The sequence below is a fragment of the Leptolyngbya sp. AN10 genome (assembly GCF_050565645.1).
GTDB lineage: Bacteria > Cyanobacteriota > Cyanobacteriia > Leptolyngbyales > Leptolyngbyaceae > Leptolyngbya.
The window spans coordinates 124,137-140,794 of sequence record NZ_JBNXVP010000012.1 but is presented as its reverse complement, the minus strand read 5'-3'; the positions used below and the strand labels follow the sequence as shown (position 1 = coordinate 140,794).

At 47.5% G+C, this 16,658-nt stretch carries 16 protein-coding genes; 9 read left to right on the top strand and 7 right to left on the bottom strand.

Features of this window, described 5'->3' with window-relative positions:
• Window positions 1-1,614, top strand: a complete 1,614-nt coding sequence (locus ACQ4M5_RS18485; protein WP_430677134.1) for a DUF6930 domain-containing protein — start codon at window positions 1-3, stop codon at window positions 1,612-1,614.
• 3 nt (window positions 1,615-1,617) lie between these two features.
• Complete coding sequence (locus ACQ4M5_RS18480) at window positions 1,618-2,283, top strand: Uma2 family endonuclease (protein WP_430677133.1); 666 nt, start codon at window positions 1,618-1,620, stop codon at window positions 2,281-2,283.
• A 37-nt stretch (window positions 2,284-2,320) separates the two neighbouring features.
• Here ACQ4M5_RS18480 and ACQ4M5_RS18475 read toward each other — a convergent pair whose 3' ends face one another.
• Complete coding sequence (locus tag ACQ4M5_RS18475; RefSeq protein WP_430677132.1) at window positions 2,321-3,103, bottom strand: DUF1868 domain-containing protein; 783 nt, start codon at window positions 3,101-3,103, stop codon at window positions 2,321-2,323.
• Between the two features lie 131 nt (window positions 3,104-3,234).
• On the opposite strand from ACQ4M5_RS18475, the gene holA reads away from it, so the two are divergent.
• Entirely contained in the window at window positions 3,235-4,221 is a 987-nt protein-coding gene (gene holA, locus ACQ4M5_RS18470) for a DNA polymerase III subunit delta (RefSeq protein WP_430677131.1), read from the top strand.
• A gap of 250 nt (window positions 4,222-4,471) precedes the next feature.
• Here the strand turns inward: holA and ACQ4M5_RS18465 are convergent, their stop codons facing one another.
• Window positions 4,472-5,290: a Uma2 family endonuclease gene (locus tag ACQ4M5_RS18465; protein WP_430677130.1), complete on the bottom strand. Its 819-nt coding sequence runs from the start codon at window positions 5,288-5,290 to the stop codon at window positions 4,472-4,474.
• 153 nt (window positions 5,291-5,443) lie between these two features.
• Here ACQ4M5_RS18465 and ACQ4M5_RS18460 point away from each other — a divergent pair, with 153 nt between their 5' ends.
• Complete coding sequence (locus tag ACQ4M5_RS18460; protein ID WP_430677129.1) at window positions 5,444-5,959, top strand: DUF4168 domain-containing protein; 516 nt, start codon at window positions 5,444-5,446, stop codon at window positions 5,957-5,959.
• Window positions 5,960-6,023: 64 nt separating this feature from the next.
• A complete protein-coding gene (locus ACQ4M5_RS18455) occupies window positions 6,024-6,932 on the top strand; it encodes an N-acetylmuramoyl-L-alanine amidase-like domain-containing protein (RefSeq protein WP_430677128.1) in 909 nt (302 codons plus the stop codon).
• Here ACQ4M5_RS18455 and ACQ4M5_RS18450 read toward each other — a convergent pair.
• Genes ACQ4M5_RS18450 through ACQ4M5_RS18440 form a run of 3 tightly spaced genes read right to left on the bottom strand, consistent with a single transcriptional unit; the run spans window position 6,910 to window position 9,630 of the window.
• Window positions 6,910-8,295 (bottom strand): FAD-dependent oxidoreductase, encoded by a 1,386-nt coding sequence (locus ACQ4M5_RS18450; RefSeq protein WP_430677127.1) that lies wholly within the window; start codon window positions 8,293-8,295, stop codon window positions 6,910-6,912. The genes ACQ4M5_RS18455 and ACQ4M5_RS18450 overlap by 23 nt on opposite strands.
• Window positions 8,271-9,317 carry a threonine-phosphate decarboxylase CobD gene (gene cobD, locus ACQ4M5_RS18445; protein ID WP_430677126.1) on the bottom strand — a complete coding sequence of 349 codons (1,047 nt, stop codon included), beginning with the start codon at window positions 9,315-9,317 and terminating at the stop codon, window positions 8,271-8,273. Before cobD ends, ACQ4M5_RS18450 begins: the two co-directional genes overlap by 25 nt.
• A 31-nt stretch (window positions 9,318-9,348) precedes the next feature.
• Entirely contained in the window at window positions 9,349-9,630 is a 282-nt protein-coding gene (locus ACQ4M5_RS18440; protein ID WP_058998595.1) for an HU family DNA-binding protein, read from the bottom strand.
• Window positions 9,631-10,040: 410 nt separating this feature from the next.
• Here ACQ4M5_RS18440 and ACQ4M5_RS18435 point away from each other — a divergent pair, with 410 nt between their 5' ends.
• The 3 genes from ACQ4M5_RS18435 (at window position 10,041) to ACQ4M5_RS18425 (ending at window position 13,117) form a co-directional block, all read left to right on the top strand.
• Window positions 10,041-10,361: a hypothetical protein gene (locus ACQ4M5_RS18435; protein WP_430677125.1), complete on the top strand. Its 321-nt coding sequence runs from the start codon at window positions 10,041-10,043 to the stop codon at window positions 10,359-10,361.
• A gap of 125 nt (window positions 10,362-10,486) precedes the next feature.
• Window positions 10,487-12,235, top strand: a complete 1,749-nt coding sequence (locus ACQ4M5_RS18430; RefSeq protein WP_430677124.1) for an iron uptake porin — start codon at window positions 10,487-10,489, stop codon at window positions 12,233-12,235.
• A 3-nt stretch (window positions 12,236-12,238) separates the two neighbouring features.
• The gene (locus tag ACQ4M5_RS18425; protein WP_430677123.1) at window positions 12,239-13,117 is read left to right on the top strand and encodes a hypothetical protein; all 879 of its coding nucleotides are present in this window, start codon (window positions 12,239-12,241) and stop codon (window positions 13,115-13,117) included.
• A 2-nt stretch (window positions 13,118-13,119) separates the two neighbouring features.
• Here ACQ4M5_RS18425 and trpD read toward each other — a convergent pair whose 3' ends face one another.
• Entirely contained in the window at window positions 13,120-14,157 is a 1,038-nt protein-coding gene (gene trpD / locus ACQ4M5_RS18420) for an anthranilate phosphoribosyltransferase (RefSeq protein WP_430677122.1), read from the bottom strand.
• Between the two features lie 85 nt (window positions 14,158-14,242).
• Here trpD and ACQ4M5_RS18415 point away from each other — a divergent pair, with 85 nt between their 5' ends.
• A complete protein-coding gene (locus ACQ4M5_RS18415) occupies window positions 14,243-15,490 on the top strand; it encodes an EAL domain-containing protein (protein ID WP_430677120.1) in 1,248 nt (415 codons plus the stop codon).
• On the opposite strand, the gene ACQ4M5_RS18410 is transcribed toward ACQ4M5_RS18415, so the two are convergent.
• A complete protein-coding gene (locus ACQ4M5_RS18410; protein WP_430677119.1) occupies window positions 15,474-16,460 on the bottom strand; it encodes a glycosyltransferase family 2 protein in 987 nt (328 codons plus the stop codon). The two genes, ACQ4M5_RS18415 and ACQ4M5_RS18410, sit on opposite strands and share 17 nt — an antisense overlap.
• Window positions 16,461-16,658: the final 198 nt, after the last annotated feature.

Here is a 16,658-nt window from a genome sequence, read left to right as displayed (position 1 = left end):
ATGACTGGTATCAACCCTTCTACTCTTCGTCGATTATTGGAATTGCCGCAAATCCCCTCAGTTTGGGAAGGCGATCGACGAGTCTTAACTTCTGGAGCGCCGATCGACCCCGCCTGGTCTGAATCGCCCACACCAGAAGGAGAATGTATTCTCTGGGTCGATGGCTCTCAAGGCATGGTGAGAGCGATGGATGTCGTGCCGATCGAGACGGGGCATGAAGCGATCGTCAGAACGTTACTCCGGGCGATGGAACATCCCCACAATCCCGCGCAACCCGCTCGACCGCAAAAAATCGTGGTGCGCGATCGAGAAACGCTCTTTTATTTAAGAGGCGTTCTCCAAGATTTAGACATCACCCTCGATTACGTTCCAGAATTGCCGCTGATTGATGAGATTTTCCGAGGCTTTCAGGATGCGACAAATTCCCGCCCCCCTGCATTACCGCCCCAATTTGCTGAGGAATTGTTAGCGAAAGCCGATCTACTTTGGGAAGATGCGCCTTGGTCACTGTTGCCCGACCACAAGATTTTAGAAATTGAATTGAATCGGTGGGATTTAGGGTCGGTCTACGCTTCAGTCATGGGGATGTTGGGCATGGAATACGGCGTTTTGCTGTATCGATCGCTCGATTCGCTGAAACAATTTCGTCAGAGAGTGCTTTCAAACGATTCGATGGATCGGATGGAAGAGGCGTTTTTAGCTCAGGACTGTTTGTTTCTCACGTTTGAAACCGAAGACGATGAGGACGACTTCGACGACGACTTGGAAATGATGTCGATCGAGCCTGCCTTAAAACCCGTATTCGGCAACTTGCATCCGTTAGAAGGAATTCGATCGTTTCTCTACGATGAAGAAGCGATGGCGTTTATTGTCGCCCTTGAAGCATTTCACCGATTTATCAGAACGCATCGCCGCAAATTGATGAACGATGCTTTTCCTGCCATCAGTAGTAAATTCAAGATTCCGTCTCCCGAAGGCGATACGATTTCTGTCAAAGTCTCAACCCTGCCTGAAATCGCAGAAGAACTGTATGCGATGGTGGATGACGATGAACCGGAAATCGGGGAAATGCCGATGATTCGGGATGATTTAGTCCCCGAAAATTCCTTTCTGAGCCTCGGAGTCGTGCCTTGGGAAATTGTTGAACAATTGCGATTAGTTTCCGATCATTTTCAACTGGATGCCCCTACCCAAGCAGGCGACGGTTTACCGATTATTTTGATCCAAACTTCCCGCCCAAAAGCCAAACAAATGATCGAAGAAATCGAAGCCTGTAGCGGACTCGGCGGCATTTGTTTTAATCCGGGATCTGACCCATTTATGGGCAGTCGCTATGATTTGGGCTTGCTGCAAACTCAGAACGGCGATTTGCATTTATTCGGTGAGTTTGACGAGGACGATCCGACTCATGTTCAAGCGCGGAAAAAATGGGATCAGCGGTGCAAAAAAACGCAAGGAATCTGCGGCTTACTGATTGCGAAAGGCTTAACGGGAGCGAGTCGGGGCAATCCGAGCCTGAAAGATATGATGGCATTGTATGAAGTACGATCGCTTTCTTCAGATGATCTCGGTTTAGGCTTGTTAGAAAGAAAATTCGCTGTAGATTGGATGTAATTTATGGTTGCTGAAATTAAATCGGATATTATTTATCCAGAAAGTGACGGCAAGCGGATGGCGGAGAACACCCAACAGTTTGAATGGATCGTCCTGATCAAAAAGAATTTAGATCTGATGTTCAGAGACGATCCAAATGTCTTTGTCGCGGGAGATTTACTCTGGTATCCAGTCGAAGGCAAAACGAATATCTGTACGGCTCCCGATGCGATGGTTGTCTTTGGCAGACCCAAAGGCGATCCAATGGGAGTACGAGGCGCGAAGCGAGGATCATACGTTCAGCATCGAGAGGACAACATCCCGCCGCAAGTCGTGTTTGAGATCCTATCGCCAACGAACACACAGCCAGAAATGGATCAGAAGCTCCTGTTTTACAACCAGTACGGAGTCGAAGAATACTATCTCTACAATCCAGATCGAAATCAGTTGCGCGGCTGGCTGCGAAACGAGATCTTTTTGCAGGAAGTCGAGGATTTTTCGGGCTATGTCAGTCCGCGATTAGGCATTCGGTTTGATGTCACTGCAAGCCCGATGGAGCTTTACCGTCCCAATGGCGAGAAGTTCTTGAGTTATGACGAGTTAGACCAACAACTCCAGCAAGAACGTCTCCGGGCGGAACGACTAGCGGAACGATTGCGCCAATTAGGAGTTGATCCAGATCAGATCTAAAAAGGTCGATCGCACTCCACACGATCGACCTTTTTAATCAAAACTGAAACGTTGCCCAATCTGGATTTCGTATATATTCCGCCATGTTGTTGAACTTGCGAAACTCCGCTTGGTGAATCCAAAACTCGTTATCAGGATAGTGCTCTAACCACTCCTGGTGCAGTTCATCAAACGTTTGGCTCAGTCGATCTCGATCCAAATCGGGTGACAATTTCCCGAAATATCCGAGCGTGATATGCGGCGTAAAGTAATATTGCTGCTCAATGCCAATCTCGATCAAATCGGGATTTTGATAAACCGATCGACGCAATTTCAAAATCCGTTCGTATCCCATTTCATCCGTCGTCGCCAGACACACCGAGATCGCACGTGCCATCACCATCAATCCGACTACCTGGAAGCGAATGGCTTGTCCAGTGCTCATCGGTTGACTCTGACGCAAACTACTCGCCACCCGATCGCGCAATCGGTCATCGAACCCCGGAGATTCCGCCGCGTGGAGGTATGCCCCATTCCAGATGAGATCCGCGATCGTCACATGAAAACTCTCAGGTGGAATCGGCGCAAACATCTCATCCCCTAACGTTTCCGCGATCTTTTTCTGATAGCGCTGTAGAGACTCGTAGATGCCTAGATTTTTGCCGTCTTCTGACCCTGGCGGCGTAATCACCGTGTAGCCTGGAAACGGAGTCGGAGTCCATTCGCCATTTGAGCGCTGGAACTTCGGGGATTCTTGGATGTGCTGCACCTGAGACTTGTAAGTGTCTGGAAGCGTCAGCCGCATCACCCGATTGAGGAAAGTTTGATAATTCTCGTCCAATGTGCGATCGCCTCGCGCCGTAAATCGATAAATTAGAAATCCATTCTTAAATCTAACGGTAAAGTGACATCCTACTCCGAGAGATTTAACGATGAATGATTACTCTAAGCTAGGGGAAAGCGGAGTTCGGTATGGGGATTTACTTTTATTGGGGCGAGGATAGTTTTGCGATCGCTCAAGCGGTGAAAGTCTTGAAGCAGAAGACGCTTGACCCGATGTGGGAAAGTTTTAATTTTGATAAATTTTCGCCAGAACAAAGTGATGCGATCGTGCAGGCATTGAATCAAGCGATGACTCCGCCCTTTGGATCGGGGAATCGCTTGGTCTGGCTGGCGGATACGACTTTGGCGCAACGCTGTCCAGAAGAGGTTTTGAGCGAACTCGATCGAACAATTTCCGCTTTGCCTGAAACTACAACGCTTTTGCTCACCAGTCCAACGAAACCGGACGGGCGCTTGAAATCCACGAAATTGCTACAAACTCACGCCACGATTCAAGAATTCTCGCTGATTCCGCCCTGGAAAACGGAACTGATCGCGAAACAAGTTCAGCAAGTCGCTCAAGAATTGGATTTGAAATTGACCTCGAAGGCGATCGGTTACGTCACCGAAGCGGTTGGAAATGATACCCGCCAGCTTTATAGCGAACTCGAAAAGCTGAAAGTTTTTGCAGGCGGCACGAAAAAGCCACTAGATGAGAATGCGATCGCGCCTCTAATCACCGCCAGCACCCAAAGTTCTTTAAAGTTACTCGCCGCAATTCGCCAAGGGAAAACTGCTGAAGCTCTAGAATTGGTGGCGGATCTTCTCCGTCAGAACGAACCAGCGCTAAGAATTGTCAGCACGTTAGTTGGGCAGTTTCGATTGCGATTGTGGATTAAATTAATGCTCGAATCGGGAGAACGCGACGATCGAGAAATTGCCAAAGCTGCGGAGTTGAACAATCCGAAACAGCTTTACTTTCTCAAACAAGAGCTTTTCTCGACTTCAGTGGCGCAGTTGCAGCGAGTTTTGCCGATTTTGCTTGATTTAGAATTTAGCCTAAAGCGGGGAAGTGATGAAACGATCGCGCTTCAGACTAAAACGATCGAACTGTGTCAAATTTTCCAGCGGCGTTAGATTTCGGACTTGTAGATTTTGGCAGGTTCGTTTACCCGCGATTTCGCCCGGAAATGAATCTCCGGGCTAATGGAGGGAACCCCTCTGAAGAGGGCTGAAATTGCGGCTCTAGGGGGCTTCAGCCTCCTTTCTTCCATTAGCCCGGAGCGTTTACCTCCGGGCGGACTGAATCGCAGCGACGAATCCCCATCGATACAAAGGTCTGGGTATATTCTTCGCTAGGGCGCAAATTCGAGAAAAATAATCCCCATTAAACTTCGTCTGGATCAATTCCCATCGATCGCAATCGCTCCGCCAATCGTTGCGCTTTCGCCTCGGCTCCTTCTGCTCGTTGCCGTTCAGTTTCTGCTCGTTGCCGTTCGGTTTCCGCCAGTTCTGCGCCTGTGGGAATCACTTGCCCAGAACGATCGCACCATCGCAACCAGAGCCGCGTGATCTCTTCCTCAAACTGTCCTGACCAAAGCGTAAGACCCAATCCCACCTCTTCGAGCCAAATCGACTGCCCGACCTCAGTGACTCCTTGGGGCGGGGTGAGTTCTGTACATCGACCTGCAAAATTCGACCAAACCCGTAATAGAGCACCATTCATCTCGGTTTCGCCCTGAATTTGTCGGAGCGGATCGAATACTACGTAGTAAGGAATGCGGATTTGAGAATAGAGATCTTTTTTAGCGATCGACTTCCCCTTCTGCTGCGATTTCCGACTTAGAACTAATTCATCGCCTTCCGCATTCGAGACAATTTCAATACAAACCTCTGGCAGCTTGCCAAATTCCCACACGAAATAAGAACGATTTTGTTTTTGAGAAAAGTCTTCCGCACACTGAACATCCAAACTCAGCATGACATCGGGAACGACTGGATCACTTTTCAGCTTATAGAACAGCCCAACATTTGCCGCCACAAAAAACGGGGACGTTAACGCTTTGGAACTGTAGAGCGGTTCAACTAACAGGCGTTGCTGTTTTTCAGATTGAATATTGTCCACGGGCGTATCGTCCTCGATCGTCAAATGGCTAATGTCTAGCTCCGTGACGATTTCTTCTGAATTCAGCAGTTGACCAGTCATCGGCAGTCATCAAACTCGTTATTTCATTATGCTCGAAATCATTACTTCACAGTTCTAAGTCAAAATTTTTCAAAGTTTTTTCCGTGTCCTGGAACTTCTTGCGAGTAAAATAATTCAGATTATTTGTACCTCTCTTGTGTGCTAGTTTTCGGAATGTCACACCGCCTTATGATGATGAACCGTGATTTTTCTTCTCTCTCTCGTTGGCTCGTCAAACGCTCGATCGTGTTAGGCGCATTTTCTTCGATCGCGGTCTTGGCAGGTTGGGCACCTGATTTTTCTGCCCCCACCGTGTCCCAAGCCTTTAATTCTTCCGCGTTCGCTCAAGAGTCCGCTTTTACTCGGTATGTTCGATCGGCAGTTGCGCTCGAACAGCGTCGTCAAGCGCTCCAAACTCAACTTCAACAGGTGACAGGCGGTAATGTTCCGAGCGGCGTTTGCCAAAATATCGGTCAAGTGAACACCAATTCACGCGATCAGGTGCGGAATTTGTGTCAGCAGTTTCGTCAAAGTTTCTACCAAATCTTGGCGGATCAGAAGCCAGCTTTGTCGATCGATGAATTCAATTCGTTCCAAAGTCAGGTGGGCAATCGCCAAATGTGCGAAAAGGTGGCGCAAGAAGCACGTCGTCTTCAGTTAGGCGAAATTAGCTGTAAAGATGCTAAGTAACGATTCGTAGGAACATTCTGTGTTTTTCCAGTAGAATCGTGACGGCGATTTGAGCAGGAACGCGATGAGAAAATTGTATGCTTTGACAACGATCGCGTTTCTGCTCGGTTGCGGGACGAGTTTAGAGATCCAAACGGAACCGCCCAAGATTGCTTTACAGCCTGTTTCTTCGATCACACTTGTGCCCCCGGAACCATTATCTAAGCCGGATCGGAAGATTTTTCAAAAGATTACGGAATTAGCGATCGAGCAAAATTGGCATCGTCGATCGCTTGGAGAAGTAACTCAAGCTATCTCAGAAGAGTTTCTAGGAACGCCTTACGCAGAGGGATTACTCGATCGATCAAAAAACGAAACGCTTTTTACATCGTTGCGAGAATTCGATTGTGTGCTGTTTGTGGAAACGGTTCTTGCAATGGCGCGTGGAATTGTTAATCAAGATTATTCATCCAGCAGTTTCACAAAACATCTACAACAGCAACGATACGAGAACGGAGAAATTAACGGCTACTGTAGTCGATTGCATTATTTCTCTTATTGGATCGAAGATAATCAACGGCGCGGGATTGTTACTGATATTACGAAAGAATTGGGTGGAATATCGCTCGGTAAAACGCTTAATTTCATGAGTACGAATTGGAAGAAATATCCGAAATTGGTCGCGAGTGAGAAAGAGCATCAGTGCATCGAGCAAATGGAAGCGCGATTGAATGCGACAACGGTAAATTACATTCCGACGAATCAGATTCGGAGTCGGTATCGTGAATTGAAATCTGGGGATATTTTAGCGATCGCAACTCGTGTTCCTGGTTTGGATGTGACTCATACCGGATTCGTTTACCGCAGTCCAAACGGCGAAGTTGGCATCATTCACGCGGCTCCGGGTCGAGGAGTGAAGATCTCTCCAGATTTAGAGACTTATTTGAATCGGGTGGAAGATGCGATCGGGGTTATCGTCGCCCGTCCAAATTAGTTCGATTTCGCTGCCAAGCAAAGTAGCTCTCTTGTAAATCTTGTGCAGAATAATTTCGCCGTAACTTGCGATATTCGTGAGCCGCATTTCTGAATATTTCTGAGAATGCTGGAGACGCATAAGAAAAACGATCGAAGTATTGCACTTTCAAATTCTCAGAGATTGCGATCGACATCAGATGAATCAATTCTGTGGCTCTTTCTCCAACAATATGCGCTCCTAAAATCTGACCATTGCGCCGCACAATCAGTTTAAACAGTCCGGTAGTTGCTCCGGTGATTTGTGCCTGCATTAAAGTGTTAAACGGCAAACGCAAAATCATTACATCGCGACGATAACGGCGAATCGCCTGAGTTTCAGTCAGTCCAATCCACGCAAATTCTGGATCAGTTGCAACAGATTGAACAACGCGATCGTAATCGACTTTGAAAATCGGCAGCGATGATAAATTCTTCAGAACAATATCCGTTTGATAACGTGCGATCGATTGGATCGGATGAGTGATCCAATAAACACGCGGATGATTCGTTTGTAAGCGATCGTTGAGTTGGATCGGTGAATCAATTTCTAATGCTTGCAGATTCATACTAGAAACGTTCTGCTGCCATCCTGCCGCGATAAAAAGCTCATCGGCTTCGATCGTATAATTCTCAATGTCGATTAATTTCCGATTCCCGTTTTGCCGCACATCTCGGATATGCAGCGCATTAATAATTCGGATTCCCTCAGCTTCGAGCGCAGATTGAACCAGGAAAGCCGTTTCCAAATCAGCGATCGATAACAAGTGCGGCTGTCGAATTAACATCGTCACTTGTGCGCCCAATCGCGAATACAACTGAGCAAATTCAACCCCGATCGCATCATCGCCAATCATCACGAGCGATTCTGGAATTCTCGTAATCGCAGAATTCGGAGTGAGAAATTCAACGCCTGAAGCACTCACCATTTCGGACACGATCGGCGTGTAATCAGTTGCGATTAGATAAGAACGCGATCGCAGAATTCGACCTTTCACCGTAAATCCAGTCTGAGGCTTGCGACAGAATTCACCTGCACCGGAAACGAACTCAATTCCTAACGCTTCTAATCTGGCTCGATCGTAATATTCCTGATGAGATTGAGCGATCGCATCTGTATATCGATTCACCGAATCTAACCGGAGTTTCACATCCGAATCGAAGCACGATCGAGAACTTTGATCAATTATTTTTGCAAACTGAGAAAGCACAGTTCCGCGTGAAATCTTCGGCTGACAATCTTGCTCTACCAGAGCGACCCTTGCCCGTTTTCGAGCCGCTTCGATTGCCGCATAAATTCCCGTTTCTGAGTATCCAATAATTACGAAATCGTAGTCAGCAGGCATGAATTAAGCCCATCAATTAAACGCTGATTTTCCGCAGGTAAGCGAACCGCCACTCGAAAATAGCGATCGCCCAATTCCGCAAAACTCAGGCAATCTCGAATAAGAATCTTATCGTGTTCTAGTAATTGTTTCTGTAATTGCGGGACGGAACGTTCAGATTGAACCAGAAAATAGTTCGCGACACCCGGAAGCGGTGACAGTCCCGGAATCGCTTTTAATCTCTCAAAAAGCTGCGATCGAGCCGAATTTAGCCACTCGAACGTTTGCTTTTGAAACTCATAATCTTGTAAAACCGCTTCAGCCGCCGCCGCCGCCAAAGTATTCACCGACCACGGATCGCGCCGTTGTTGCCAAGTTTTAATCCGATCGGGATGAGCGATCGCATATCCAAACCGCAATCCCGGTAGCGCATAGAACTTAGTCAGCGATCGTAAAATCACCAAATTCGGATAGTTCTCGACTTCGGAAATTAGACTCTGCTCCTGATCCGGCGATAAGAAGTCCATAAACGCCTCATCCACCACGACCAGCGCAAACCGCTCCAACTGTTCTCGAATCCATACACGATCGAACAGTTTTCCTGTTGGATTGTGCGGATTGTTCAACAGCAATCCAGACGATCGAGACCCTTCGATCTGCGATTCCATTGGAACCCGCTGAACCTTCGCCCCAAACGCATTCAACGCCCGAAAATAGTCGCTAAACGCAGGCACAAATAGCGCAGTCTGCTCCAATTCCGCCAAATCCCAACACGCCCAAGTCAGCAACTCCGCCGACCCATTACCGGGCAAAATCCAATCCGGGGAAAGCGGGTGGATCTGAGCTAGCATCGATCGCACCTGCTGATAATTCGGATCAGGATAGTCCCGTAATAGCGGCAAATGAGCTTGAATCGCTTCAATTGCCGATCGAGGAGTTCCGAGTGGGTTGATACTGGCAGAAAAATCAAGAATTGCACTGGGGGAACAGCCAGCGAGACTTGCTGCCCAAGATACGTTTCCCCCATGCGTTGGACGAACCAAAATGATTTCCTGCCTGTTTACAACGGTGAGCTTAATCTTCGGGTGCAACTTTCTCTTTGAACAGTTTTCCTGCCGAAAATGCAGGAACGCGAGTTGCAGGAATTTCCATCTTATCGCCAGTTTTGGGGTTGCGTCCTTCCCGCGCTTTGCGTTCACGCGATTCAAACGATCCGAATCCAACCAAAGTCACTTTGTCACCAGAGGAAACCGCTTCTACGATCGTTTCGATCGCGGCGGACAGGACTGCATCGGCTTGTTTTTTCGTGACACTTGCCTTTTCTGCCACTGCATCAACGAGTTCACCTTTGTTCATAAGAATCTCCTAAGAGAAGTAATCAGGGTTTTCGTGTCTCAAGTGAGACGGGTTTGTGAAACGTCAAGGTGGGAAATTCAGATCGTCTGAAAGTCCGATTCCCTCGAAATTTCAATTGCTCATTCTATAGGCTGTTTCCAAAATGTGAACGTCTGAAAGCTTTAAGTTATATGGATTTCAGAATTATTTTTTGAAAATCTACGTTTTTGGTAAGTATTTGTACTCAAAAAATCAGTTTTCCTGATCAGACTCAGTAGGTTTTTAACGATTTGGCAATATTCATCGGCGATCGAGAGTCGATCGAGAAACCTGCGATCGCTCCTCTGATTCAGTCTCAATTGAGACAATTTAGAGAACAAATAAAAATGAGGGAACGATAGACTAAATACAGTCTGACTGACAAATCCAAAATGAATATTTCAGAAAATCCAACCAATACCGACATCCGTGATGCTTTATTGCAATTGAATGCAACAGTAGTACGACTTGATGCAACAGTGGTACAGCTTGAAGAGAAGTTTGACGAAAAATTCGACAAGTTGGAAGGAAGGTTCGGCAAGTTGGAAGAAAAGGTCGATCGCATCGATTACAAGTTCGATGTCTACCAAAAAGGCACAGATGCAATGGTGCGAATGGCAACCACAATTATTATTGCTGCCGCTTCAGTTGTCGTTTTATCGAATCTCAGTCCTGCGATCGCTCAATTAGTCACCGCACTCACGACCAATTAACGATCGTGATCCAGCCCTGTCGTTTCGCAATCAATAGTCATTCGAGACGCGGATCATTACATAAAGTGCAATTTTATACGAGTGTTTGGGTATAAGGGGAATGCCGCACTTAACATAGATAGACGATGACCGAGATTGGAGCGATCGCGCTTCCCCCCCAACAGCCCCCGTTAATTGCCCAGAAACAGACGCTTCAGAACTCCGTTCAGTCCGTCACTCTCCCAATTAACGCCTCCGTAACCGCTCCCGAAACTGAGCGATCGCCAGAATTTAGCACTGTAAAATCTGACACTAAAGAAGTTCAACCGGATCTCGATCGAACAACTGTAGAACCTTTGCCCTCAGCCGTCCCAGAATTTAGCTCAGAGGGAATGGAACAAGTCACTTCTGTTTCTCAATTGTCAGATGTGCAGCCGACCGATTGGGCATTCCAGGCGCTTCAAAGTTTAGTAGAACGGTATGGCTGTATTGCAGGCTATCCAGACCGAACCTTTCGAGGAAATCGGGCATTGACTCGGTACGAATTTGCAGCGGGCTTGAATGCTTGTCTCGATCGAGTTCAAGAATTGATTAATGCTCAACGATCGAATGCCGTGACCCGACAAGATTTGGATGCACTGCAAAAACTACAGACTGAATTCTCGACTGAGCTTGCAGAAGTGAAAGGGCGAGTGGATAACTTAGAAGCCCGAACTGCAACGTTGGAGAAAAATCATTTTTCAACGACAACGCGATTAGTAGGACAAGCGATTGTATCGACTCAATTCAGCAACAAAGCGGATGTCGATCTTTTCCCAAGAGACGGCACTCCAGAGCGTCGAGCAGAAACGAAACCGACTTTAACGAATAATGTGCAAATTTCACTCGCGACTTCGTTTAGTGGACGAGATTTGCTGTTAACAACGCTGCAAACGGGAAATGTTCGATCGAATGCTCCCAATCTATCCACCAACATGGGACGGCTTTCTTATGAGTCTGACCTAGACAATCAGCTTCTTATCAGTGACTTATCCTATCGATTCCCAGTTGCAAATAATTTCGGAGTTTTGATTGGTGCATCGGGTGTGAATCCCTCGAATGTTTTCCGAGGCATCAATCCCTTAGAAGGTTCAGGGGAAGGAACGCTTTCGTTACTCGGTCAGCGCAATCCAATCTTAACGATCGGGAATGGAATCGGTGGAATTGGTTTCGATTGGCAAATTAATCCGCGCCTCAGTTTACAAGGACTCTACAGCGCGGAACTGCCTTCATTTGCAGGGAATTCAAATGCAGGTGGATTGATCGGCGGTCGGTATGTAGCAGGAGCACAATTGACGATCGCACCTACAAATACGATCGACATTGGCATTCACTATTTGTTCTCCCGCTCTCCCGATGGCTTCCTGGGAACTGGCATCGGAGATTCGCAACTTCTTTCACCTTTTGCGCCAACGAATTCTGCATTTACCACTCATGCGATCGGGGGAACACTCGCTTGGCGACTGAATCCGAAATTGACGATCGGTGGTTGGGGTGGATGGACAAGCTCGAAAGCGATCGACATCTCCGGTTCTGTCCAAACCACGAATTGGATGGTCTTTTCCGCGTTTCCTGATCTATTCGTACCCGGAAATCTCGGCGGAATTCTCTTTGGGCAACCGCCTAAGATCACAAGCAGTACCTTACCCGATGGTTATAATTTTCCTCGGTTCAGTGATACAGGGGGCAGAGGCGGACAACCTGATACCGCGCTGCATTTAGAGGCATTCTACCGCGCCAGATTGAACTCATTTCTCGATATTACTCCTGGCGTTTTCGTCGTTTTCAATTCCAATCACAACGCCGCCAATGATCCGATCGTGGTCGGTGCAGTTCGAGCGACTTTCCGGTTCTAAATTATGAAAACAGTTTTTGCAATTGCTCTTTCTCTCGTTACTCTCGGAGTCCAATCTGTCTCGGCTCAAGTCGTGATTCGCAGTACAGGTGTCGTGACTGGAACCGTCGTTCCACCAAGCCAAAACCCGAATTTTAACCAAGGGACAACCAGAGTCGATACTGATGCTCAAGGACGGTTTTTTAGAAACGGTCAACTCGTCTACACTGCCCCAAATCCCGCTCTCATTCAAACCGATGGGCAAGGACGATTCTGGGTCGATTTTCGCGGAATCCCGATCGTATCCACAGACGGCACTCTAACTTCTCCTGTACTATCAAACGGTCAACTCGATCCGATTCGCCGGAATCACAATGCTCCGACTCGATTTCACGGCACGATTCAAGACGAATTGGTAGTCCGAGGGAAATATACCGGAACTGCAACTGATCCAAGCACCGGACTCCAGTATCAAGGCACGTTTGATATTAGTGGACAAGGACCGAGATACAGCGATCGTAATGGGGGTACGAGTCCGACCGTGTTCGATTTTCGATCGCACTACAATTTCAACACCAATCCGCAATTGCCGCCTCGCCCCACGGTGAATTCTTTCCGAATCGATGCGATGCCTGTTCAATTGCGCGTCACGATTCCCGCAGGTTTAGCCCCGATCCAAGCTCCTCCCGCAGCACCCAGCCCTACTCCGATTACACCTCCAATCGCGCCACCGATCGCGCCTCCGGTTCCGAATCCAATTCTGCCCACTCCGATTAGTCCTGACTTCGATCCAAGCGGCATCCTCAGCACGAATCAGCTTCAACAGGTGAGCCGCGTCGTGTTAGAAGGCTCACGACCAACCCCGACGCAAATTGGACCCAGTAGCCGGATTTTGCTGAGATAAGCTCAAGTCAAGAATTCAACCAGTTGATTCAACTTCTCCCAGGCTGCACCAGATTTCAGCACGTCTCTGGCTCGATCGATACCCTGTTCATAAGAGTCTACCTCTTGCCCAACTCGTAAAGCCAACGCTGCATTGAGCGTGACTGCATCTTGTTGGGCTTGAGTTCCCTTTCCTTGCAACACCGATCGCAGAATTTCCGTATTCACAGAAATATCACCACCGCGTAAGGAATCGATCGGAGCTTTTTGTAATCCCAAAGCTTGAGGATCGATCGTCGTTACTTCAACCGTTTGATTGTGCAATACCGCAATATCGGTTAAATCTGCCAAGCCTGCTTCATCGAGTCGTTCTCGTCCGTGAAGTACGATCGCGCTTTCTTTCCCCAAAAGTTTCAGCGCTTCTGCCATTGGTTCCAATAACACTGAGTTATACACCCCGATTACTTGTCCACTCGGCTGCAACGGATTGACCAATGGACCTAACAAATTAAACACAGTGCGAACTTTCAAAGTTTTCCGCATCGGGGCAACTACTTTCAATGCTGGATGCCAACCGGGAGCAAACAAAAACGTAACCCCAACTTCTTGAACAGCGGCTTGAATCCGTTCTGGTGGCGCAGCTAAATTCACGCCCAATGCTTCCAGCACATCCGCTGAACCGACCAAACTCGAAGCCGATCGATTCCCATGTTTCGCCACGCGCAGTCCTGCTGCTGAAGCCACAAACGCCACCGCAGTCGAGATATTGAACGTTGAAGAGCCATCGCCGCCAGTTCCGCAGGTATCGATTAAGGGAAACTCTGGTCGATCGACAAACTGAGCCTGAGATTGTAAAACTTTCGCCATGCCTGCCAGTTCTGCGGCTGAAATTCCTTTCATCTGCAACGCCATCAAAATCCCGCCAGAAATCACAGGCGGAATCTCATCCTTGAGCCAACCCTGCATTAGTGTTGAGGCTTGTTGCATCGATAGAGAATCGCGATCGAGCAGTTGTTGAAGCAATTCAGACCATTGAGCGGTGTCTACAGCCAGAGAAGTCATAGGTCAGGGCAAAAAAGAACGCTGTAAAAAATGATCTCATGCAATGGATTTCTTGCGGATTTTTCACTCAAATTATGGAAATTACATGAAGCGATGGGTTGAATTGGCAAGTTTGAAGCTGTATTTGATACCGTATAAGTGCGGAAATATTTTAGACGGTCGGCGGATTAATCCAGCGCGATCGTCTCTTTACGATCAGGGCATCACCATCGCATCTGTCTCACGCGAAGGGTCTTCTTTTGTGCAACTTAATCCTCAGTTCAATCACTCGCTAAAACTGATCGTGCAGCCGAGCGATCGGGAAACCTATTTGGTGCTGTATCAATTGGGCTTTCAGAAAATCGCGATCGTGCCGCAATTGCTTTACCGGACGGTGAACGAATTTGAATTGTCTAATCTGTTTGTGTCGCTCTGTCAGCGAATTTCGGATCAGGGACAAGCACTTTCTCGCTATGTTGTGACGCGATCGCCGCTTGATGCCGCTCCGTTACTCAGTGAATTTCTCAATGCTCAACCGCTGCACCAAATGACGATGCTGGTAAAGCATTCTTGGTTTTTTCAAGTCTTAGCTCAACAGCAACTCTTTTTTAACTATCAGCCGATCTTTGATTTAAATTCGGGTCAAGTGGTAGCGCATGAATGTTTAGCACGTGCTCAGAATGATCAAGGGCAGCTATTTAATGGACAGCAGTTGATCGATGCTGCGCTAACGATGAATTTGACCCGCGAGTTTGATAACTTAGCTCGATCGAAGTGTTTTAGCGCTCTGGCACAGTGGAGTCATTCGGATCGCCCGATCTTTTTTATTAACGTGTTACCCAACGCGATCGCGCATCATCCCGAATCGTTAGAACACAACTTTCAGCAAGTTCTCGATCTAGGATTGCACCCGAATCAAATCGTGTTTGAACTGACTGAAGTTGAAGCTTTGAGCAATCATCCAAATCTGCCGAAAGTGATCGCGCAAATTCGATCGGGGGGATTCGGACTCGCACTGGATGATTTAGGAAGCAATGTCGCGATCGACCATTACTGTACAGAATTGCGCCCGGATGTGATCAAGCTCGATCGACGATTGATCGATGGGTGTAGTCGCTATGACATGAAACAAGTGATGGTGAAAAGCTTAGTTCATGTGGCGCAAGAACTTGGAATTACGGTACTTGCAGAAGGATTGGAAGCCGTAGAAGACATCGAATTTTGTCGATCGATTGGTGTGAATTTAGGTCAGGGATTTGGTTTGGGAATGCCGAGTCTCAAACCGATTGGCATCATCCGAAAGCGATCTCCACTCAGATCATGCGATCGAGCTTCGGTCACTTCATCAACTTGAGCAAAAATCTGGGAGTCGATCGAATCAAACGAGGATTCCAGTACATGGCTTTAAAGAAGAATTCGATCGCTTTGCGTTTTGCTTGAGTTTGCTGGCACAAGTCCGCCGCAGTTGAATAAAACGTTAGGTAAGCTTCTCGTTTGAGCGATCGTAAATGATCGGGTAGCTCAAGCTCTGAAAAATAGATATTCAGCAATTGTTCGCGTTCACAGTACGATGCTTCACTTTGAGCCGATTTACAGTTCGATTGCCACCGAAAAATTGCTAGAGGCTGCTCTAATTTTGCAACCTGAACTCCTGGACAGCGCAAACATATCCGCATCCAATATTCACGATCCAGTGTGTAATGCAAGCGTTCATCCATGCCGCCTGTTTTTTCGTAAACGTCTCGCCGAATAAACGTTGCAGGCTGTCCGACACCTTCTCGATCGAGTAAAAAATACGCCAAATCAAATGCTCTCGGCAGCTTTATCCGCAGTTCTTCTTTTAGCTCCACATCTTTCACCGGACAAACGCCTGAAACGACTTGAATCGCTTGATCCTCAGAAAATACCTGAGCGATCGTGGCTAATGCTCCAGGCAGCAAAAGATCATCCGAGTTCAGAAAGTGCAAAATCTCTCCAGTTGCCCGTTCCCAGCCTTTATTGATCGCATGAGACTGTCCTCGATCGCGTTCACTCATCCAATCCGTTAAAAACGGCTCATATTTCCGAATGATCTCAACCGTTCCATCTGTACTGCCACCATCAATGATGATGTACTCCAGATTCGGATAGCCTTGCAGCAATATCGATCGGATCGTTTCTTCGATAAATTCGCCCTGCTGGTAGGACGGCGTAACGATACTAATTTTGTCCCAGGCTTCACCATTCGGAAGCGTATCTGGAAGCGGCTGGCTTTCTTCTGTCCACGGGAATCCTATTTTACCTGGAGGCGGTGGAGGCAGATCTGACAAACGGGGACAACGCATCGAAAATACTCCGATCGTTCGAGATTATTCCACATTATCGCGACATTCACTGGTAGTAAATCAAACCCCATATGTGAATCCTTCAAGCCCGTCACACTGAAGTATGCGGCTATACAAACAAAGTCCGAGGAGCGTTTGGTAGTCAACCCGCAACGGCGGGTTTTGTTTGCATAGCCGCGAATTCCATTCGCCAGGGAT